The organism is Yinghuangia sp. YIM S09857 (genome assembly GCF_051388915.1).
GTDB lineage: Bacteria > Actinomycetota > Actinomycetes > Streptomycetales > Streptomycetaceae > Yinghuangia.
In genome coordinates this window covers 1-17,898 of sequence record NZ_JBPKBH010000039.1, presented here as the reverse complement: position 1 = coordinate 17,898, position 17,898 = coordinate 1, and the positions used below count along the sequence as shown (strand labels likewise).

The 17,898-nt window shown below is 72.1% G+C and carries 17 protein-coding genes and 3 pseudogenes; 10 read left to right on the top strand and 10 right to left on the bottom strand.

Going from position 1 to position 17,898, the window contains the following annotated elements; all coding sequences use genetic code 11:
- The first annotated feature begins 499 nt into the window (after positions 1-499).
- The gene (locus ACRX5S_RS40410) at positions 500-640 is read left to right on the top strand and encodes a hypothetical protein (RefSeq protein WP_436778291.1); all 141 of its coding nucleotides are present in this window, start codon (positions 500-502) and stop codon (positions 638-640) included.
- A gap of 323 nt (positions 641-963) precedes the next feature.
- Positions 964-1,749 (top strand): SGNH/GDSL hydrolase family protein, encoded by a 786-nt coding sequence (locus tag ACRX5S_RS40405; RefSeq protein ID WP_436778290.1) that lies wholly within the window; start codon positions 964-966, stop codon positions 1,747-1,749.
- A 179-nt stretch (positions 1,750-1,928) separates the two neighbouring features.
- Here the strand turns inward: ACRX5S_RS40405 and ACRX5S_RS40400 are convergent, their stop codons facing one another.
- The 6 genes and pseudogenes from ACRX5S_RS40400 to ACRX5S_RS40375 form a co-directional block, all read right to left on the bottom strand.
- Positions 1,929-2,258 carry a protein-L-isoaspartate O-methyltransferase family protein gene (locus ACRX5S_RS40400; protein WP_436778289.1) on the bottom strand — a complete coding sequence of 110 codons (330 nt, stop codon included), beginning with the start codon at positions 2,256-2,258 and terminating at the stop codon, positions 1,929-1,931.
- Between the two features lie 67 nt (positions 2,259-2,325).
- Positions 2,326-2,487 carry a hypothetical protein gene (locus ACRX5S_RS40395; RefSeq protein WP_436778288.1) on the bottom strand — a complete coding sequence of 54 codons (162 nt, stop codon included), beginning with the start codon at positions 2,485-2,487 and terminating at the stop codon, positions 2,326-2,328.
- 121 nt (positions 2,488-2,608) lie between these two features.
- Positions 2,609-3,025, bottom strand: a complete 417-nt coding sequence (locus ACRX5S_RS40390; RefSeq protein ID WP_436778287.1) for a DUF2267 domain-containing protein — start codon at positions 3,023-3,025, stop codon at positions 2,609-2,611.
- Positions 3,022-3,375 (bottom strand): hypothetical protein, encoded by a 354-nt coding sequence (locus ACRX5S_RS40385; RefSeq protein ID WP_436778286.1) that lies wholly within the window; start codon positions 3,373-3,375, stop codon positions 3,022-3,024. The genes ACRX5S_RS40390 and ACRX5S_RS40385 overlap by 4 nt, the downstream gene beginning before the upstream one ends.
- An 84-nt stretch (positions 3,376-3,459) precedes the next feature.
- Positions 3,460-3,567: pseudogene (locus tag ACRX5S_RS40380) on the bottom strand (STAS domain-containing protein); the annotation flags it as partial.
- A 243-nt stretch (positions 3,568-3,810) separates the two neighbouring features.
- Positions 3,811-4,248, bottom strand: a complete 438-nt coding sequence (locus tag ACRX5S_RS40375) for an Hsp20/alpha crystallin family protein (RefSeq protein WP_436778285.1) — start codon at positions 4,246-4,248, stop codon at positions 3,811-3,813.
- Between the two features lie 125 nt (positions 4,249-4,373).
- On the opposite strand from ACRX5S_RS40375, the gene ACRX5S_RS40370 reads away from it, so the two are divergent.
- Positions 4,374-5,072 (top strand): type III effector protein, encoded by a 699-nt coding sequence (locus ACRX5S_RS40370; protein ID WP_436778284.1) that lies wholly within the window; start codon positions 4,374-4,376, stop codon positions 5,070-5,072.
- 598 nt (positions 5,073-5,670) lie between these two features.
- On the opposite strand, the gene ACRX5S_RS40365 is transcribed toward ACRX5S_RS40370, so the two are convergent.
- Positions 5,671-6,690 (bottom strand): YihY/virulence factor BrkB family protein, encoded by a 1,020-nt coding sequence (locus ACRX5S_RS40365; protein WP_436778283.1) that lies wholly within the window; start codon positions 6,688-6,690, stop codon positions 5,671-5,673.
- A gap of 167 nt (positions 6,691-6,857) precedes the next feature.
- Here ACRX5S_RS40365 and ACRX5S_RS40360 point away from each other — a divergent pair, with 167 nt between their 5' ends.
- Positions 6,858-7,757 (top strand): DUF1963 domain-containing protein, encoded by a 900-nt coding sequence (locus tag ACRX5S_RS40360; protein ID WP_436778282.1) that lies wholly within the window; start codon positions 6,858-6,860, stop codon positions 7,755-7,757.
- Here ACRX5S_RS40360 and ACRX5S_RS40355 read toward each other — a convergent pair.
- Positions 7,658-8,012 (bottom strand): annotated as a pseudogene (locus tag ACRX5S_RS40355) (IS5 family transposase); the annotation flags it as partial. The gene ACRX5S_RS40360 and the pseudogene ACRX5S_RS40355 overlap by 100 nt on opposite strands.
- Before the next feature lie 32 nt (positions 8,013-8,044).
- Positions 8,045-9,022: pseudogene (locus tag ACRX5S_RS40350) on the bottom strand (class I adenylate-forming enzyme family protein); the annotation flags it as partial.
- A 128-nt stretch (positions 9,023-9,150) separates the two neighbouring features.
- Between ACRX5S_RS40350 and ACRX5S_RS40345 the strand changes: the two are divergent.
- Genes ACRX5S_RS40345 through ACRX5S_RS40320 form a run of 6 tightly spaced genes read left to right on the top strand, consistent with a single transcriptional unit; the run spans position 9,151 to position 16,374 of the window.
- The gene (locus ACRX5S_RS40345) at positions 9,151-10,341 is read left to right on the top strand and encodes an amidohydrolase family protein (protein ID WP_436778281.1); all 1,191 of its coding nucleotides are present in this window, start codon (positions 9,151-9,153) and stop codon (positions 10,339-10,341) included.
- Positions 10,338-12,656, top strand: a complete 2,319-nt coding sequence (locus ACRX5S_RS40340; protein ID WP_436778280.1) for a CoA transferase — start codon at positions 10,338-10,340, stop codon at positions 12,654-12,656. Before ACRX5S_RS40345 ends, ACRX5S_RS40340 begins: the two co-directional genes overlap by 4 nt.
- Positions 12,657-12,696: 40 nt before the next feature.
- Positions 12,697-13,902: a thiolase family protein gene (locus tag ACRX5S_RS40335; protein WP_436778279.1), complete on the top strand. Its 1,206-nt coding sequence runs from the start codon at positions 12,697-12,699 to the stop codon at positions 13,900-13,902.
- Complete coding sequence (locus ACRX5S_RS40330; protein ID WP_436778278.1) at positions 13,899-14,357, top strand: Zn-ribbon domain-containing OB-fold protein; 459 nt, start codon at positions 13,899-13,901, stop codon at positions 14,355-14,357. The genes ACRX5S_RS40335 and ACRX5S_RS40330 overlap by 4 nt, the downstream gene beginning before the upstream one ends.
- Complete coding sequence (locus tag ACRX5S_RS40325; protein ID WP_436778277.1) at positions 14,354-15,238, top strand: SDR family NAD(P)-dependent oxidoreductase; 885 nt, start codon at positions 14,354-14,356, stop codon at positions 15,236-15,238. Before ACRX5S_RS40330 ends, ACRX5S_RS40325 begins: the two co-directional genes overlap by 4 nt.
- A 26-nt stretch (positions 15,239-15,264) precedes the next feature.
- Positions 15,265-16,374, top strand: coding sequence for a zinc-dependent alcohol dehydrogenase (locus ACRX5S_RS40320; protein ID WP_436778276.1), 1,110 nt, complete (start codon positions 15,265-15,267; stop codon positions 16,372-16,374).
- A 358-nt stretch (positions 16,375-16,732) separates the two neighbouring features.
- Here ACRX5S_RS40320 and ACRX5S_RS40315 read toward each other — a convergent pair whose 3' ends face one another.
- Positions 16,733-17,311: a dihydrofolate reductase family protein gene (locus tag ACRX5S_RS40315; protein ID WP_436778275.1), complete on the bottom strand. Its 579-nt coding sequence runs from the start codon at positions 17,309-17,311 to the stop codon at positions 16,733-16,735.
- Positions 17,312-17,898 lie beyond the last annotated feature (587 nt).

Below are 17,898 nucleotides of genomic sequence, written 5' to 3'. Positions count from 1 at the left end.
GCTCTCCATGATGGACATCCTCTCGAGGGCGCGTGCCCTTCATCCAAGGTGTCCGTCAAAGTGGATCAAGCCCACCTTCGTCGTCCGGCGGCGCGCGGGGCAGACGGCACATCCGACCGAACGCACGTGCGACAAGGTCGCCTTGTCGGTCCTACGATCGGGGCGTGGCGCGCAAGGATCTGAAACGGTCGGCACCTGGGGGCCGTTCGGGGAACGCGCCGCCCGGTCCCTCGCCACACACACCGCGAGCGACGACGAAGCGCACGACCAGGCCGACCACGAGCCCGCCGACAAAGCCGCAGCGGCTACCGCTCCCCCGATTCGGCCTCGCCGCCGCGAGCTGCCGCGGTCGACGGGCCGCCGCCGCCCGAGGGCGGTGGACCGTGGGTGTGAGTGGACCTCCCGGACGGTGCCGGAACCGTCCGGGAGGGCCATGCGGTGGGTGCGCAGCAGCTCGGGCGCGTGGGCCTTGCAGGCCCCCCTGCCCGGATGGAAGGCCATGCCCGACTGGAACCGCGGCGAGTGGGGGCCGGGGACGGTCGACGAGGTCCACATCGTGCCCGGCGCCCAGGTCCGGCCGACACCCGGCCAGGACTACAGCGCCATACCCCGGGAGGCGAGCGGCGGGCTGGTGCCGTAGGCGCCGACCGTCCGCCTGCGGTGACGACGGACAACCGTGCCCCGGCCGGGCAACTGCGTTCGCGCTCCGCACCGTTCATTCGATCCGGTGACACCGCAGCAAGGGGCCGGACGGACGTCGCCGAGCTCGATGCCTCGGCAGGTTGCCTTTCGTGTCGCTTTTCCTGTGGCCATACGTGTTGCTTCCAGTTGCCCTTCCTGTCGCTCTACGTGTTGCCTAGCCGACCATCGCGGTGGCGACGTTCGCGCAGGTCGGCGTTCGTGTATGTAGTACACATATCCCTGGCGTGTGATGCGCCGTCCGGGGCACTCGGGAGGAGCGGCGTGGGCGAGTATCGGCATCTGGCGGCGGTGGGCAGCTCGTTCGCTGCGGGACCGGGGATCTCCCCGGTCGTCGACCGTGCCGCAGGGCGGTCGGGGCGCAACTACGCCCACCTGCTCGCCGCGCGATTCGGCGCAAGGCTGACCGACCTGACCGTGTCGGGTGCGACGACGGCGACGATCCTGGATACGCCGCAACGGACTGTGTGGGGGCGCACGTTCCCGCCTCAGGCAGACGGCGTGCCCGCGGATGCCGACCTCATCACTGTCACCGCCGGCGGCAACGACCTGGGCTATGCCGGGGGGTTGATGCGGGTGGCGTGGGGCGGCTGGCTGCGGTCGCGTCCGCTGACCCGGCCGCTCGGGCGACTTGCCAAGTCAGCCCCGCCGCGCGTGGACACGGCCGACGTGCAGCGCGCTGCGGACGGATTGACTCGCGTGGTGGACGCGCTCCGGGGCCGCGCACCACAGGCCCGGATCGTGCTCGTCGACTACCTGACGGTGCTCGGAGAGCACACCAGCGCCGGGGCCGACGCTCCGTTCACCCCGGACGAGATTTCCGCGTTCCGTGACATCGCGAACCACCTGACGGCCGCGTTCGCCGAGGCGGCGGAGTGCAGCGGCGCAGACCTGGTGCGGGCCTCGGAACTCAGTGCAGGGCACGCGCTCGGGTCCGCCGAGCCATGGGTCACCGGATTCCGCCCCTCGATGCGACCGGCGCCGTTCCATCCGAACGCGCGCGGCATGCGCGCCCTCGCCGAGGCCATCCACCGGACGGTCACGGCATGAGGATCTGCCCCTGAGCTCCAAAGGAGACGGCCAGCCCGAGGACGAACTCGGCGTCGTCGTATGCCCCGCCGGTCGCCTCCGCCGCCGTGCGGTCGGTGCCGTAGGCGCGGGCGTGGTCGGCCAGTCGGGGGGCGCGTAGGCGGTGTGGTCGGGCCAGGCCAGGCGCTGGTCGCGGATTTTCATGAACGACGCCGCCACCGTGAACGGCCCGCTGGCGCGGTGGGCGTCGTGGACGGTGAGGGCCACCAGGGCGTCATGAGGGGTGTAGTCGGTGCCCAGGGGGCGACGATGCGGCCGCCGGGGCGGGACTGGGCGAGCCAGGCCAGAGCGATGGTCCGGGTGCCCGCGGTGACGTGGACGAGGTCGTACGGCGCGCCGCCGGGCCGGCCCTTGGTGCCGTCGCCGATCACCACCGCGACCGGGCCCCCGGCGCGGGCGAGGTTCGCGCGGGCCTGCTCGGCAGGGACAGGGCCGACTCCGACGGTGACGACCTGGTCGACGCCGGGCATGGGCCAGGGCCTTGGTGAGCCGGTTCCGCAGCCGGCCCACCGGCTGCGGCCCGAGGGCGGACGGGCATCAGCGCAGCAGGTGTCCGCGCTGCCACACCTGGACCTGGATGGCGCGGAGCCGGATCAGCGCCTCGGTGCCGGTGCGGGCCGGGCCGATGCGCCGGCCGCGTAGGTGGGCGGCGAGTTCGCGGCTGAACGCGGTGCCGTGCTGGTCGCCGTGCCGGGTCATCCACGCCGTGGTGATGTCGCGTTCACGGCCGGGCGGGCGTGCTGGCCGCTTCGCCCACACGCCGCCCCAGCCCCTGAGCCTGTGGGAGAGCCGACGACTGTGTCCGGGCGGGCGCGGCGGCTCAGGGCCGGGGCGGCTCGGGGCGGGGCGGCTCGGGGCGGCCGAACAGCAGGTCGTAGCCGGGTGGGAGTTGGAGGAGGACGCGCCGCATGAGGTCGTCTCCGGCGGCGTCGGCGACGACGCTGAGGACGGCGCTGACGTCCCAGGCGGCGGTCTGGTCGGTGGCGCCGTCGATCCATGCGGAGGTGGCGCGGACGAACCGCTCGGGGGTCAGCGGTTCGGCGGCGTGGAGGGGGTTGAGCAGGACGAGCGCGCACGTCTCGGGGAGGCGTGCGGCCAGTTCCGCGCGTTCGCTGCCGACCAGGAGGGCGCCCAGGAGGGCGAGTACGGTGCGGGCGGCGCGTTCGGCCTCACGCGGCGAGGGGTATGCGCCGAGGTCTTGGACCTGGGCGAGGAAGGGCTCCCAGCGCAGGGTCATGACGGCTCCCGTACGGAGAATCGGGCCGACGCCCGCAGGCCGGGGACGGGTGGGGGTGCGGATGCCCGGCGGCCCGCATGCCTCCCGGGTGACGCCGGGGGCGTCCGGATGTGGTCCGCGGTGGTGCGGACGTCGGCCAGGATGCCGGCGAGCCGGGCGTCGAAGTGTTTGGTCAGCGCCGCGGCGCGCTCCGCCAGGGCGGCGAAGGCGGCGTCGGTGCGGCGGGCCAGGTCCTCCAGGCGCCGCAGCACGTCATCGAAATCGTCGGCGCCGGGGGTGGTTTCCGGGGGCCGTGCGACGTGGGACGCGTGCGGGCGCGGCGGTCGGGCCAGGTGCGGGTTGGGGTTCATGGCAGGGCGGGCGGTTGTTCTCGGATGTGCAGGGTGTGGTCGAGGCCGGTGGCGGCCAGCAGACGCCGGACCGGTGGGCTGGGGGCGCAGGGTCAGTCTCCGTCCGAGTCGGTCGGCTCGGGTGCGTGCCGCGATCAGAGCGCGCAGGCCCGAGCCGTCGATGAAGGTGACCGCCGACAGAGCGACCGTGACCTCGCGGGTGTGCCGCCAGGGCGGCGGTGATCCGGTCTCGCAGCGCCTCGGCGGTGGCCGGGTCCATCACGCCCTTCGCCGCCCACGACCGCCGCGCCGCGGGCCCGGACCCGGCGCGGTGCGGTGCGGTGCGGCGGTCATGACGGCGTACGGCAGCGCGATCACCATGAGCGGTCCCTCCACCCGTGGGGCTCGGTACGGCCGGGGCCGGTCCCGCCCGGGTGGGACCGGCCCCCGGGGTGGTCAGCCGCGGATCTCCTTGCGGTCCCCGGACCGGCTGATGGCGATCTTGCGGGGCTTGGCGCGCTCGGCGATCGGGATGCGCAGGGTCAGCACGCCCGCCTCGTAGTCGGCTTCGATGGCGTCGGTGTCCAGGGTGTCTGCGAGCTGGATCTGGCGGGAGAACACGCCCAGCGGCCGCTCGGACAGCTCGACCTGCACACCCTCCCCGGTGGGGACGGGGCGGCGCTCGGCACGGACGGTGAGCATGTTGCGCTCGACGTCGACGTCGATCGCGTCCGGGGCCACACCGGGCACGTCGAAGACGATCACGTACTGGTCGCCGTCGCGCCACGCGTCCATCGGCATCGCCGACGGCCGCGACCATGTGCCGGTCTGGCCGCCGAAGAGCTGCTGGGCCACACGGTCGAGCTCGCGGAAGGGGTCAGTGCGCATCAACATCGGGAAACACCTCCAAGGGGTCAGGCAACGTGTGCCAATGCGCTTCACCTGCCTTCCGTTGTAGCATGTCATCGCAACGACGACAAACACCTTCGTCATTGGAACGACGACGACTGAGAGGCCCCGTGCCCGAACCGAAACCGGACCGGCAGCCGGCACCACCACGGGACCGGCCGGTCCCGCAGCCCGTCCCCTTCTTCGCGGCCGCCGCGGCCCTCGCCGCGATAGACGACGCCGTCGGCACCGCCCAGGAACCGAGCGGCGCCGACAGGCCGGGCGCCCGGCCGAGAACACCCGACGCGGACGAGGTCCTCGCCGCCCTGCTGCTCCTGCGCGAGGTGCGCGGCCGCCTCGCCGCCTGGGAGCCCGACCTCATAGAGACAGCCCGCCACGCCGGCGCGAGTTGGGCGTCCCTCGCCGGGCCGCTGGGCGTCACCAGCCGCCAAGCCGCCGAACGCCGCTACCTGCGCCTGCGCCCCGGCGGCGCGGCCGGCTCCACCGGCGACCAGCGCGTCCAAGCCACCCGCGACCGCCGCGCCGCCGACCGCGCCGTCACCGCGTGGGCCCGCGCCCACGCCGCGGACCTGCGCTCCCTGGCCGGAGCCGTCACCGCCACGGGCGACCTCGGCCGCGCCGCCGGCCCACCCCTGGCCGCCCTGGCAGACGCGCTGGGCCACAACGACCCCGCGCGCCTGATCGGCCCCCTGGCCGACCTCGGCCCCCACCTGGCCCCCGCGCACCACGAGCTCGCCGCCCGCGTCCACGACCTCGCCGACCGCGTCGACGCCGTCCGCAACGCCAGCGACCACGGCCGCAACGGATGACTATCCCCGGGCACATACGTTGCCGCGGGTGTCAGGCGCTGCACCGGGCTCGCTCGTGTCGTGTTGGTCAGCGGCGCGACGGAAACGGGCGGCGCGCCCGCGGCGGTTGAAGGAGGCCGTCATCGTGGCGATGGCGGAGGAGATGGCGCGGATGGTTCGCCGCCAGCAGCCGGTCGACCGGCCACAGCGCGGGGGCTGCGAGGGAGGCGGGCTGCTGGTGTGGACCGGAATGGAACGGCGCAGCGATGCGCGGCGCTGCTCGGCGGCGTTGCCGCGCAAAGACGTACCGGCGGCGCCGAAGGCTACCGCTGGACCATGACGGCGAGGCGTGACGATGTCTTGGATTCGCCACGCCTGACCGTCATGGTCCAGCGGTCGCGGTCGGGGCAGGCCGACCGGGGCCTTCGGAACATGGGGTGTGGCGGACGGCCGATGTCCTCCAGCGCGGCAGTGCAGGCGAGTTCGGCGGCGGTGACGCGTTGGCCGTGCTCAGTCAGCGCGCGTCGGGGCGCGGCCATGAGGAGGACGACCGCGTCATGGGGACGTGGCGGCGGCGGGGACCGCCAGGAGCTGAGTTGTGCGAGCGTGGTTCGGAGTGTCACCCGGATTGTCGAGCCCGCCGGCGTTCTTCGGCGGACCAGGTACGGGTGTCGCGGGGTTCGACATAGGGCTCGTCGCCGGGCGGATGGCCGCCGGTGATGGCGCGCTGCCGGGACAGCTCGGCGTCGAACTCCAAGCCGAGCAGGATCGCCAGGTTCGTGACCCACAGCCACACCAGGAAGACAATCACCCCGGCGAACGTGCCGTACGTCTTGTTGTAGGTGGCGAAGTTCGCGACGTACAACGCGAATCCGCCGGACGCCAGCAGCCAGATGACCAGCGCGAGGAAACTGCCGGGGGTGATCCAGCGGAACCCGCGGCCCTTCGCGTTGGGTGCGGCCCAGTACAGGATCGCGATCATCACGATCACGAGCACGACCAGCACCGGCCACTTGGCGATGTCCCACGCCTTGACGGTCGTCTCCCCCACGCCGGCGGCCTCGCCGGCCTGGCGGGCGATGCCGCCGGTGAACACCACCATCAACGCGCTGACACACGCCAGCACCATCAGCACGAGGGTGACCGCGATCCGCAGCGGCGTCAGCTTCCACACCGGGCGCCCCTCGGCGACGTCGTAGACGACATTGGACGCGCGGATGAACGCCGCCACATACCCGGACGCGGACCACACCGCCACCACCAGGCCGACGATCGCCAGTACCGAGCCGACGCCTGCGCCGGCCTGCAACTCGCGTACGGCGTTGGTGATCACGTCGCGCGCCGCACCCGGGGCGAGCTGTTCGACGTTGTCCAGGATCTCCCGGGTCGCCGACTCCCCCGCGATGCCCAGCAACGACACCAGCACCAACAGGGCGGGGAAGAGCGACAGGACTCCGTAGTACGTCAACGCAGCCGCGCGATCCGACAGTTCGTCGTCCTTGAACTCGGCCACCGTGCGCTTGAGCACACGCCACCATGAGCGCTTCGGAAGCTCCGAAGGCTCGTCCGGGGCCTCGCGCTCCACCGCCGGATCCGGGCCAGGCCGCGGTTCCTCGCCTCTCTCAGGTGTATGTGGCATGCCCTGCGACTGTCCGAAATCCCCTCGCGCATGCCTCCCGCCGCACGGCGGCTCGCAGCCGGCTTAAAGAGCGTTTCGTCCCGTGGTCGGCTTCGGTATCAGACAGGCTGCTTCAGCGCCCCACCCTCATGACGCTGTGACACTGCGTGGTGAAAGACTCGGCGGCCATGGAGTTGGGAGGCCGGGCTTCCGGTAATTGGTCAGCGATCGATGCGATCATTCGTGCTGAGTTGGAGCAGGCGGCTGCCGAACGGTTCCTCGCTTTGGTGCGGCCGTCGGTGGGGTTCCGCGTCCGATCCGACGTCTCCGCCTCTGGCAGTGTGTTCGGGGGCCTGCCGCGAACCGCCGATCTGTTCGATTGGCCGCAGTATCAAGGGCGTCCGATGACGTTGTTGGCGCAGATCGACTGCCATGAGGTAGCGGATCTTCTCGGCAGCGATTGGACGTTTCCGCAGGCCGGGTACCTGCTTTTCTTCCACGACGATGACTTCGTCGCGGAGTTCAGCTTCGACCACGGTGATGACGGCTGCCGGGTCATGCACGTCGCAGCCGGCGCCGACGGGTTGGGGAGCCGCGGCGAGACCCCCGTCCTGCCGGTCCTGTCGTTGGCTGGTGCAGCCGTGCCGTCGGTGCCGACCTGGGCGGATGACGAGGCCGATCGGGTTCTCGGCGGCGATGTCATGGCCTGGAGCAGGCTGGAGAAGGCGCTTCGCGACGTCGCGCCGCTTCCTCGGCACCGCTTGCTGGGCTGGTGCGACGGCGGCAACCCCGCACCGCCGAAGGGCCTTCGGCCGCTGCTCCAGTTGGAAGCCGAAGCCGGGACCGACTGGGGAGAGATCGTCAATGTGTCCTTCTGGATCCGCGACGAGGACCTGCGGGCCGGGGGAACTTGGCGGTGTCCGCCGGTCGTACGAAGTCGCATGATCCCGATACGGCCGTCGACGCGAGCGGCTGGCAGTTGGGTTCCGCGCCAGTTCATCGTGGATTCGCGGGCGAGGCGCCGGCTCATCAGGTCGATCATCGCGAGGTGGATCATGGCTTCGGAACGGTGCGGGTGGGTTTCGTAGACGGGCCAGTCGGCGGTCATGCATGAGCCGGCCCAAAGTGCGCTCGACGATCCACCGCCAGGCGATGACCTTGAAGCCGCGCGTCCGGTCGTCGGGGTCGCGGCGGACGACCTGGACGTCGATGCCGAGCCCGGCGCCGTGTTCGATCGCTTGGTTGCGGTAGCCGGTGTCGGTGAACGCCTTGGCCATGCGCGGGTGGTGGTCGGCGACCTGGGAGAGCAGGCGGATGCCGCCTGTGTTGTCCGAGACACTCGCGCGGAAACCCAGACGGTGAGCAATTCGACACCCGGGACCGCGCGGCCCGCGCTGCCCAGGCGCGCGTGGACGGCCGGATCCCCGGACGCAACGGCACGACGGTGGTCCTCGGGCCCGAGCACCGTGATGGTCGAGGAGGTCTCGGTCAGGCCGTAGGCGTTGACGAAGCCCGTGTCCGGGAAGGCGTCGAGAGCGCGTTCCAGGACCGAGGCGGAGATCTTCGCCCCGCCGTAGGCCAGGGTCCGCAGAGACGGGACGTCCGCCGTGCGCCCGTCAAGGGCCCGGACGACGCGGGTCAGCATGGTCGGCACAACCAGGGCCGAGGTCACCGACTCCGCCCGCACCGTGTCCAGCCACCCGTCCGGGGTGAAGCCGGGCAGGTGGACCACGCGCCGTCCCGCATAGGTGTTGCTCAACGCCGAGGCCACCCCCGCCACGTGATAGGGAGGCACGCACACCAGGGCGCACTCGTCCTCGACCGCGGCGAGCGGATCGGCGGTCTGGAGCACATACGCCATCAGGTGGTCGTGGCGGAGCAGCACGCCCTTGGGGCGCGAGGTGGTTCCGCTGGTGAACAACATCACCGCGACGTCCGAGGGATCGCCCGGCGGTTCCACCGCGGGCGTGACGGCCGACTCCGCGAACCACGCCGCGGTGTCGAGCACTCGAGGGGTGCCCTCGGGCAGCCGGTTCAGGTACGCGGGGTCGACGAGCACCGCCGGGGCGTCCAGGCGTCCGAGCAACTCGGCGATCTCATGGTCGGCGAGGCGGTAGTTCAGGGGTGTGAACGGCAGTCCGGCGCGCGCCGCGGCGAACACCGCCGCGGTGAACGCCGGTCCCTGCACCCCAAGGTAGGCCACATGGCGGGCGCCGGTCCCGCCCAGCAGCCGCGCGCCCCCGGCTGTGCGACGGGACAGCTCGGCGAAGGTGCCGCCGCCTCCGGCAGGCCCGTGGGCACCCCGCTCCGGGGCGGCGTCCGCCACCAAATCCAGCAGAACCTCGATACCCATCGTTTTCCTTCGGATCGCAGTGGTCGGCCTCTTGCAAAGGACACTACTTATAGATACTAAGTAAACATCAATACTATTCAAGCAGGAGCTGTTCAAGCCCCGGCGACGGCACAACCCCTGGAGGCGACATGACCACGCCCGCTCTGTCACCGCTGCTCGACGGCCTGCGGGTCGTGGATGCCGACACCCACATCACCGAGCCGCACGACCTGTGGACCTCCCGGGCGCCGAAGGAGTACGCCGAACGCGTACCGCGGGTCGTCCCGGTCGACGGCGTCGCGCACTGGACCGTGGACGGCAAGGTGCTGGGCCGGGCCAGCGCGTCCGGAGTGGTGGGGCGGGACGGCCGCCGCACCCGGGGAACCGAGTTCATCGGATGGACGTTCGAGGACGCGACGCCCGCGGCGTACGACGTCGCCGAACGCCTCGCGGTCATGGACGAACTGGGGGTCTGGGCCCACATCGTCTACCCGAACGTCGCCGGGTTCGGCGGTCAGCGCTTCGGCGAGGTGACCGATGCGCGGCTGCGGCTGCTGTCGGTCACGCTCTACAACGACGCGATGGCCGAACTGCAGGAGTCCTCCGGAGGGCGGCTCTTCCCCATGGGACTGATCCCGTGGTGGGACGTCGACGCCTCGGTGCGCGAGGTGGAGCGCATCCACGCGCTCGGCCTGCGCGGGGTCAACACCACGAGCGACCCGCACCAGGCCGCGGGCACCCCCGACTTCTCCTCGCGGGCCTGGGATCCGCTGTGGGAGGTGTGCGCCGACCTCGGCAAGCCCGTGAACTTCCACATCGGCGCCGCCCACGACTCCCTCAGCTGGTTCGGGTCCTCGCCCTGGCCGGGCCTGGGCCCCGACCAGAAACTCGCCGTCGGCTCGTCGATGATGTATCTCACCAACGCCCGTGTCATCGCGAACTTCATCTACTCCGGGGTGCTGGAACGCCACCCCCGCCTGAAGATCGTCTCCGTCGAGTCCGGGATCGGATGGATCCCCTTCTTCCTGGAGGCGCTGGAGCACCAGCTCGGCGAGACGACGCCCGGCAGCATGGACCACCTCACCCTCAGTCCCACGGAGTACTTCCGCCGCCAAATCCACGCGTGTTTCTGGTTCGAGAACCAGGACATCGCCCGCACGATCGAGCGCGTCGGCGCCGACAACGTCCTGTTCGAAACCGACTTCCCGCACCCCACCTGCCTGTACCCGGACAGCCTCGGCATTGCGGCGCGGGCGCTGGAGCAGCTGCCGCCCGACGTCGTCCGCAAGGTCATGCAGGACAACTCGGCACGCCTGTACGACCTCCCCCTCCCCCGATGAACGGCGCCTCCGTCACCCGCGTCCTCGCCCTCACCCGAGGCGTCGCCGGCGCCTACTGCGCCAAACTGCTGCGCGACACAGGCGCCGACGTCGTCCGCGTCGCACCGGCCGGCGACGACCCGCTCCGCACCCGGACCACGGGTGCGGGAGGGGAGGACTCGGCGCTCTTCCGGCATCTCCACGCGGGCGTGCGCCACGCCGCTCCCGGCGCCGACTTCCCGACTCGGGCCGCCGTCGCCGACGTGGTGGTCGAGGATCTCGGCCCGGGCGGTGTGGACGTCTCTGCGATGAGGGCAGCGAACCCGCGCCTTGTGGTCGTGTCGATCTCGCCGTTCGGGCACACGGGCCCATGGGCCGGCCAAGCCGCCACCGAGTTCACCCTCCAGGCCTGGTGCGGCTCGACCGCCTCACGAGGGCTGCCCGAGCGCGTGCCGGTGGCCGCGGGGGGCGGCCTCGGCGAATGGACGGCCGGAGCGTACGCGGCAGCGGCCGCCCTGGCGGCGGCCCGCCAGGCACGCGCGACCGGCGCGGGCGACCATCTCGACGTGTCCGCGCACGAGGCGATGCTCCTCACGCAGAACACGTTCGGGAACCTGTTCCGGCAACTCGGCGCTCCCGTGGGGCGAGGCCCGGCACGCATGGTCGATCTTCCCTCGGTGGAGCCGACCAAGGACGGGTACGTCGGGTTCTGCACCGTCACCGCGCAGCAGTTCCAGGACTTCCTCGTCATGATCGAGCGCCCGGACCTGCTCGCCGACGCCGAACTCGCCACCGCGGCCGGGCGGCGGCGCAGGCGGAAGGAGTTCCTCACGGCCGTCCACGCGTGGACCACGCGGCACACCACGGTCGAGATCCTCGAACTCGCCGACGCACTGCGGATCCCGGCCGCCCCGGTGGTCACCCCCGACGGCATCGACGCGGTGGAGCACTTCCGCGAACGCCGCGTCCTGGTGGACAACCCGCACGGCTTCCGCGCCCCCGGGGTGCCCTACCGATTGGAGGGGTCCCGTCCGCCCGCTCCCGGGCGCGCCGACCTGGACGAGGGCACCCCCTGGGCACCCCGGCCGTCGGCTGACTCCCCGGCCCCCTCGGACGCCCCGCCCCTCGCCGGCCTGCGCGTCGTGGACCTCACGGCGTTCTGGGCGGGCCCGTCGGCCACCTGGATCCTCGCCGCGCTCGGCGCCGACGTCATCAAGGTCGAGTCCACCCGCCGCCCGGACCCCATGCGGTTCACCACCGCCCGCCGCGACGCCGAGCGGTGGTGGGAGTACGGCCCGGTGTTCCACGGCTCCAACACCGGCAAGCGCGCGATCACCCTCGACCTCACCCGGGACGAGGGCCGCGAACTGCTGGGCCGCCTGGTCGCGGGCACGGACGTGGTGATCGAGAACGGCACCCCGCGCGTCCTGCACCAGCTCGGCATACCGCCTGAGTGGATGCACGCCCGCAACCCGGCCGCCGTGGTCGTGCGCATGCCGGCGTTCGGCCTGGACGGCCCGTGGCGGGACCGGCCCGGCTTCGCCCAGACCATGGAACAGGCCGGCGGGCTCGCGGCCGTCACCGGCGAGGCGGACCTACCGCCGATGCTGCCCCGGGCCAGCGACCCGATCGCCGGAGCACACGCCGTCGTGGCCACCCTGGCCGCCCTGGAGCGGCGCGACGCCACCGGGCGGGGCCTGGTCGTCGAGGTCCCGATGATCGAGACCGTGCTCAACGTGGGCGCCGAGGCGATCGTCGAGGCGACCGCATACGGCACGGCCCCCCAACGGACCGGCAACCGAGGCCGGCACGCCGCACCCCAGGGTGTGTACGCGTGCGCCGGAACCGAACAATGGATCGCCCTCGCCGTGGAGACGGACGCGCAATGGCACGCACTCGTCGACACCATGGGCCGACCTGCGTGGGCCGACGCGGAGGAACTCGCGCATGCCGCCGACCGGCACCGCGCGCACGACGTCATCGACGACGAGTTGGCCCGCTGGTTCGCCGAGCGCGACCGGGACGAGGCCGTACGCGTCCTGCTGGCCCGGGATGTGCCCGCCGCGCCCGTGCTGGATCCGGCCGAGGCCGGCGACAACGAGCACCTGCGGGCCCGCGGATTCCTGGAGCGCCTCGATCATCCGGTCGCCGGGCCGCTCGACCTGCCGGTGCCGCCGTTCCGGTCCGCACGGGCCGGCGACCTCCCCCGGCTGTCCCGGCCGGCCCCGGTCCTCGGGGAGCACAACGCCGAGATTCTCGGCGGTCTCCTCGGCCTGGGCCCGGCCGAGCTGAACGGTCTGCGCGAACTCGGCGTCATCGGCGAGCAACCCGGATGAGACCGTCCCCGACCCACCCCACCGACCTGAAGGAGCTCGTGTGACGTCCCCGCCCGACTGGGGCCATGCCGAACCGCTCGACGGCATCACCGGCCAGGTTGCGATCGCCGGGATCGGCGAGGCCGATCACAGCAAGGCCTCCGGCCGCGCCACCCGGCAGATCGCCGCCGAGGCCGTCGAACGCGCCATCGCCGACGCCGGACTGACTCCGGCGGACATCGACGGCATCATGTGGCACCCCGCCTTCACCGACCAGTTCGACGACGCCGCGTTCCGCGAGCACTTCGGCACCACCCACGAGATGTGGACCTCGCCCCAGGGCGGCGGCATGGTGTGGGCCGGGACCGCCCCGCACACCGCCGCCCGCGCGCTGAAGGAGAAGCGCGCCCGGTACATCGTGAACGCCTTCGCGGTCGCCTGGGCCACCCAGCGCTCGTCGATGACCGGCGGGCCCGGTCAGAGCCACGCCCAGCAGCTGATGAAGTCCCAGTACGAGGTGCCCTTCGGCTGGTTCCCGCAGCCCGTCTACTTCGCCACGGTCGCCCGCCGGCACATGCACGAGTACGGCACGACCGCCGAGCAACTCGGCGCCGTCGCCGTCACCACCCGCCGCCATGCCAACCTCACCCCCGCGGCGGTCATGCACGACCGCGGGCTCACCCTCGACCAGTACCTTGCCTCCCCGCCGGTGGCCGAGCCGTTCCGTAAGGAGGACTGCTCGCTGATCTCCGACGGCGGCGGCGCGTACATCATGACGAGCCCCGAACGCGCCCGCGACCTGCCCGGGCCGGTCGTCGAGGTCGCCGGGGTGGGTCTGGGCACCAGCGCGACCGGCGGACACTGGGCCCAGCAGAGCGCGTTCACCACCACCCCGCAGGTGTTCGCCGCTCCTGGCGCGTTCGCCATGGCCGGGCTCACGCCCGCGGACGTGGACGTCCTCGCCTGCTACGACCCTTTCACCATCGTCTCCCTCATGCAGATCGAGGACCTCGGATTCTGCGCCAAGGGCGAAGCCGGGCCCTTGGCCGCATCGGGCGGTCTGGCGTACGACGGCGGCGGCGTCCCGTACAACACCCACGGCGGACTGCTGTCCCACTCCTACGTGCTCGGGATCGCGCACGTCGTCGAACTCGTCCGTCAGCTCCGCGGCACAGCCGCCGCACAGGTGCCGGGCGCCGAGACAGCCGTCTACGGCGGCTACACCGGGCCCCAGGCCTCCGCCCTCGTCCTGCGGAGGGCCCGATGAGCACCCCCGACACCCGCTCCGCCTTCCCCCTGCCCGACCTGGGAGAGCCGCTCACCCGCGGGTTCTGGCAGGCCGCCGCGCGAGGCGAACTCGCCGTCCCGCGCTGCGCCGGCTGCGGCGCCCACTGCTGGTATCCGCGACGGGAATGCCCCGGCTGCGACGGGACCGACCTGCCGTGGACCCAGCTTGCCGGTACCGCGACGCTCTTCTCCTGGACGGTCGTCCACCACGCGTTCCTCCCGGCCTACCGGGACGAACTCCCCCTCGTGGCCGCGCTCGTCACCCCCGACGACGCCCCCGGGATCCGCATCGCCACCCGCGTCGTCGACGCCGACCCGGCAGACCTGCGCGTCGGCCAGGCCGTCGAGGTCACCTTCGGCGCACTGCGCCACCCCGACCTCGGTGCAGAGGTCACCGCCCCCTTCTTCCGCCCTCGTTCCGGAGGTCCCCGATGACCATCACCCGCGATGGCCGTGTCGCCCTGGTCACCGGCGCCAGTCGCGGCATCGGCCAGGCGATCGCCCTGCGTCTGGCCGCCGAGGGCTTTCTCGTCGCCGCGGTCGGGCGCACCGCCCGCCCGGGCGACGGCGCCTACGCGGGTTCGCTCGCCGAGACGGTCGACCTGGTCCGCGCGGCCGGCGGCGACGCGGTCGCCGTCGCCACGGACATCGGCACCGGCGAAGGCCGCGCGCACGCGGTCACCCGGACCGAGGAACACTTCGGCCGTCCGGTCACCCTCCTGGTCAACAACGCGGCCGCGCCGCGCGCGTTCGACCTCGACTTCGCCGCGATGACCGAGGAAGCGTTCCGGCTCGCCGTCGAGGTCAACGTGTGGGCCGCGTGGGACCTCGCCCGCCGGGTGATCCCCGGCATGGCCCAGGACGGCGCGGGCTGGATCCTCAACATCTCCTCCGCCCAGGCCCGCCCGCGCGTCGGACCGCCGTTCCCGGCGATGGGCTCGGGCGGCGCGTGCCTGTACGGCGGCACCAAGGCGATGCTCGACCGGCTGACGACCGGGGCCGCGATGGACCTGTACGACCGCAACATCGCCGTCAACACCCTGGCCCCCGAGGCGGCGGTCCGCACCGAGCACGCCGCCGCGGTCGCCGACCTGCCCGCGGACCGCGTCGAGCCCATGGAGACCTTCGCCGAGGCGGCACTCGCGCTCCTCACCGGTGACCCCCGCAAGCTCACCGGTCGAAACGCCTTCAGCCTGTCCCTGATCACCGAACTCGGCCGACCCGTCAGGACCCTCGACGGCACCGGCCTGGTGCCCGGGTGGCAACCGGGCGACATAGACCCCGCCCGCCTGCTCACCACGCCGCCCTCCCCGTGACCCCGACGACCCACCGGAGGCATCCCATGGACACCCACCCCGACACCCGCACGGCTACCGCGGTCGTCCAAACCGGCACCCGGAGGATGGAGACCCGACAGATACCCATCCCGCCGATCGGCCCGGAGGAGGCGCTGATCCAGGTGGAGGCATGCGGGCTGTGCGGAACCGACGTCGCGCGGTACCGGGGGGAGATGTCCCTGCGCGGTGCGGTGGTCCCCGGGCACGAACCCGTAGGCGTCGTCGTGGAGATCGGCGACGAGGCCGCCGCCCGGCGCGGTCTGCGCCGCGGAGACCGGGTGGCAGTCGACCCGTTCCTGCCGTGCTGGCGCTGCCGGTCGTGCGTCGGCGGCTCGTACGAGTTCTGCACCGGGTGGGGCGACGCCGCCCACAGCCTCGGCGCGATTCCGGTCGCCACCGCGCCCGGGCTGTGGGGTGGATACGCGACGCACCTGTACGTCCACCCGAACGCGGTTCTGTACCCGCTGCCGGCGGACCTCGACCCGGCGACCGCAACGCTGTACAACCCCCTGGGGGCCGGCATCCGGTGGGGCGTCGACCTCACCGGCGTGACGGTGGGATCCACCCTGCTCGTGCTCGGCTGCGGCCAACGCGGGCTCGCCTGCCTCATCGCCGCCAAGGCAGCCGGCGCGGCGCATGTCATCGTCACCGGTCTGCCCGCGGACCGCCACAAGCTCGAACTGGCCGGTCGATTCGGCGCGAGCGCGACCGTGGTGACCGGGCGCGACGACCTCGCCTCAGTCGTCCGCGAACTCACCGGCGGGAGCGGCGTCGACGCGGTGGTGGACACGACACCGGGGTCCACCGAAGCGGTCACCCAGGCGATCGGACTGGTCCGCCCGGAGGGCACCGTCGTCCTCGGCGGGCACAAGGGCCGCGTCGTGCCGGATTTCCCGGTCGACGACGTCGTGTTGTCGGCGATCACCATCAAGGGTGTGCGCGGCGTCGGCACCAGTGCCTACCAGCGCGCGATCGCCATGCTCACCGAACGGTCGAAAGACCTCGAAGTCCTGCGCAGCCACACGTTCGCCCTCGACGAGGCCGAGCACGCCCTGCGCGTCCTGGGCGGCGAAGTCGACGGTGAACGGCCCGTCAACGTGGTCCTGCGCACCTGACCCGTCCGGACGAAACCCCCACCGGCGCCGCCCCGCCAAACATTGGCGGGGCGACGCAGGCCGCATGCCGCACACGAAGTTCCATCCGGGGGGGCGTCGTGGAACACCGGCCCCGGCATGGAGCGGGCGGCAAGCGCACCTTGTCGATCTTTGCCGGACGCGGGCATCGACCCCGCACCCGAACGCGACGCCACCACCTGGGCCGCGTTCCTACGCTCATGATCCAGGTTCTGAACTGCGGTGCCCTGACCGGACTTTCGCTGCGTCGTGGATGTCCGGGCCGGTTGTCCAGGTCGGTTGTCCGGGCCGGTTGTCCGGGTCGGCGGGGGGCATCACGAACGGCGACCTCCGAACCGGTTCAGACGTGCAGCGTGGGCCGGTAGACGAGTTCCTGGACGGCGCCGTCGAGCGTTCGCTGCCCCATGAGTTCGAGGTCGAAGTCCGCCGCGCCCCGGAAGACCGGGTCGAGTCCGGTCCGCCCGGTGATCACCGGGAACACCGTCACCTGGACGCGGTCGACCAGGCCGGCGGCCATCAGCGCCCGGTTCATCGACAGGCTGCCGTGCGAGCGCAGCGGCGTGTCCGACTCCGCCTTGAGCCTGGCGACGACGTCGACGGCGTCGCCGTGCTCGACACTCGCCTCCGGCCAGTCGAGGGGGTCCTTCAGCGTGCTGGAAACCACCGTCGTCGGCAGGCTCCGCATCTGGGTGACCCAGGGGTCGCGTACGTCGGAGTCCTCAGCGCTCTCCGCCAGCATCTGCGCGAACAACCGATACGTGTTGGCCCCGAAGACCATGCGCTGCTCCCCGCGGTACTGGGCGAGGCGGTGGTGGAGGAGTTCGGGCCCTTGCTTGCCCCAGTAGCCGGTCCAGTCGCCGCCTGCGGCGCCGAAGCCGTCGAGGCTGGAGAAGACGTCGAAGGTGTACGTGGCGGTCATGGTGCCCTCCTTGAGCGCGAGTGATCGGCTGTATCAGTAGAGACCGGCAGACTCAACAAAACTCATCGGCGTCAGGCCGACAACGACTCGGCGAGGGGGCACCCGGTGATCATCCGGCGCAGGACACCTTCGCTGCGCCCGCGCGAGCGTGGGACCTGCTTCGCGGACTGTGCAGGCGTAGTCGAACACCCGCAGCGAACGACGTCGCAACACTGACCACTCCGAAGACTCCTCACCACGTATTTACGACATCGCCCCCGCACGGGCGGTGCGCGCCGAATCGGGGGCGTCCCGTCCGGACTCAAACCAGTGGACACCAGCGGCACTTCGCCGACCGGATGACACGCCGTTGGAACCAAGTCGGCCGGATCTTGCTTCCGATGTTCTTTCGTGTAGGCGTTACGCATATAGTGCGGGGCTTCGCGGGGTGTTTCTCATGCGCCCCGCCCGGTGCAGTCCCTTCGTCTCAGGAGACCTTCGGTGGCCTCTCATCCTTCCTCGCTGCCGCCCGTACGCGCGCGGCGTCACGGGCTTGCGGACCTGTTGGCGCGTTCTGCGGTGCGGACTCCGGACAAGACGGCGGTCGT

What these genes read in the sequence shown, in the direction of transcription:
- ACRX5S_RS40410 (WP_436778291.1), top strand. Translation starts at nt 500, where the DNA reads ATGCCCGACTGGAACCGCGGCGAGTGGGGGCCGGGGACGGTCGACGAG.
- ACRX5S_RS40400 (WP_436778289.1), bottom strand. Translation starts at nt 2,258, where the DNA reads ATGCCCGGCGTCGACCAGGTCGTCACCGTCGGAGTCGGCCCTGTCCCT.
- ACRX5S_RS40395 (WP_436778288.1), bottom strand. Translation starts at nt 2,487, where the DNA reads ATGACCCGGCACGGCGACCAGCACGGCACCGCGTTCAGCCGCGAACTC.
- ACRX5S_RS40390 (WP_436778287.1), bottom strand. Translation starts at nt 3,025, where the DNA reads ATGACCCTGCGCTGGGAGCCCTTCCTCGCCCAGGTCCAAGACCTCGGC.
- ACRX5S_RS40385 (WP_436778286.1), bottom strand. Translation starts at nt 3,375, where the DNA reads ATGAACCCCAACCCGCACCTGGCCCGACCGCCGCGCCCGCACGCGTCC.
- ACRX5S_RS40375 (WP_436778285.1), bottom strand. Translation starts at nt 4,248, where the DNA reads ATGTTGATGCGCACTGACCCCTTCCGCGAGCTCGACCGTGTGGCCCAG.
- ACRX5S_RS40365 (WP_436778283.1), bottom strand. Translation starts at nt 6,690, where the DNA reads ATGCCACATACACCTGAGAGAGGCGAGGAACCGCGGCCTGGCCCGGAT.
- ACRX5S_RS40360 (WP_436778282.1), top strand. Translation starts at nt 6,858, where the DNA reads ATGGAGTTGGGAGGCCGGGCTTCCGGTAATTGGTCAGCGATCGATGCG.
- ACRX5S_RS40345 (WP_436778281.1), top strand. Translation starts at nt 9,151, where the DNA reads ATGACCACGCCCGCTCTGTCACCGCTGCTCGACGGCCTGCGGGTCGTG.
- ACRX5S_RS40340 (WP_436778280.1), top strand. Translation starts at nt 10,338, where the DNA reads ATGAACGGCGCCTCCGTCACCCGCGTCCTCGCCCTCACCCGAGGCGTC.
- ACRX5S_RS40330 (WP_436778278.1), top strand. Translation starts at nt 13,899, where the DNA reads ATGAGCACCCCCGACACCCGCTCCGCCTTCCCCCTGCCCGACCTGGGA.
- ACRX5S_RS40325 (WP_436778277.1), top strand. Translation starts at nt 14,354, where the DNA reads ATGACCATCACCCGCGATGGCCGTGTCGCCCTGGTCACCGGCGCCAGT.
- ACRX5S_RS40320 (WP_436778276.1), top strand. Translation starts at nt 15,265, where the DNA reads ATGGACACCCACCCCGACACCCGCACGGCTACCGCGGTCGTCCAAACC.
- ACRX5S_RS40315 (WP_436778275.1), bottom strand. Translation starts at nt 17,311, where the DNA reads ATGACCGCCACGTACACCTTCGACGTCTTCTCCAGCCTCGACGGCTTC.